Origin of the sequence: Streptomyces sp. SID3343, from assembly GCF_009865215.1 — a bacterium.
Lineage (GTDB): Bacteria > Actinomycetota > Actinomycetes > Streptomycetales > Streptomycetaceae > Embleya.
Genome location: NZ_WWJX01000443.1, coordinates 1 through 1,052 on the forward strand (window position 1 = coordinate 1; position 1,052 = coordinate 1,052).

Consider the following 1,052-nt stretch of genomic DNA (forward strand, 5'->3'; position numbering starts at 1 on the left):
GGCCTCGCCGGGCAGGGCTTCACCCGGGCCCGCGAGCGGGTCGCGCTGTTCGCGAGCCCGCTCGCGCTGTACGGCTCGGCCGGGCGCGCGGGGCGGCCGATCGGGGCCGAGATCGCGGATGCCGCGAACGTCCTGCGCGACTACCGCGACCTGATCCGGCAGACCGTCGGCCGGGGCGGGGGCGGCTTCGACGCCGACGGGCGGGCCTGGCTCGACCACGTCGGCGTGGTGGTCCCCGAGGCGCCCGGGCTCGGTACGACGTCGGTGGCGAGCGCGTTGTTCGAGCGCACGTCGGCCGCGTTCGAGCGGCCCGAGGGATTGCTCGGTTTCGCCGAACGACTGCGCGAACTCGCCGACCGGATCAAGCCCGCGCCCGGTTCGGGCCGCGTCGACGAGGTCGACCGCACGTGTTCCGACGCGGTGCTCGCGCGCTATGCCAGGCCGGCCGCGTTCCCGATCGGCCCGGGTCACCCGGGAATCGTGGCCGGACTCGTGCTCGGCGGATTCCTGACCGCGTTCTGGCCCGCGCTCGGGGTGCTCGGGGCGGTGCTCGCGGTGCTGCTCGCGACCGCGTCGGCCGCGTTGATCGCGATCCGTCGCCCGGACCGCGAGGGGCGCTCGGCGCTGCCGCCCGAGGTGCTCTCGACGATCATGGTGAACGGCCTGGCCGCCGCCGCGGGCGCGGTCGGCGGGTGGTTCGCGGGCGACGCGTGGGGGCCCCCGATCGGGGTGGGCCCGCTCGCGCTCGTGCTCGGCCTGGGCATCCTCGCGGTGTTGCCGGGCGTGGACTGGATGGTGCGGGCGCGCACGTGGGAACACACGCTCGCGCTCGGCGGCGCGCTCCAGACACTCAACGCGCTGCACGGCGTGCTGGTGCGCACGGTGTGGAACGACTGGGCGCTCGCCGGACCGCGCCGCGAGGCGGTGGACCGATCCACGGTGCTCGCGGCGCTGTTGGAGGAGTCCGCCAAGGTCCTCACCGATGACGCGAGCGCGATCGAGCGACAGTTGGCCGGGGACCTTTCGGCGAGCCGGGAGCCCGAACCGTCGCC

1 pseudogene is annotated in these 1,052 nt (G+C 75.8%); it reads left to right on the forward strand.

Annotated elements, in window-relative coordinates:
• Positions 1–1,052 (forward strand): annotated as a pseudogene (locus tag GT354_RS14300) (hypothetical protein); the annotation flags it as partial.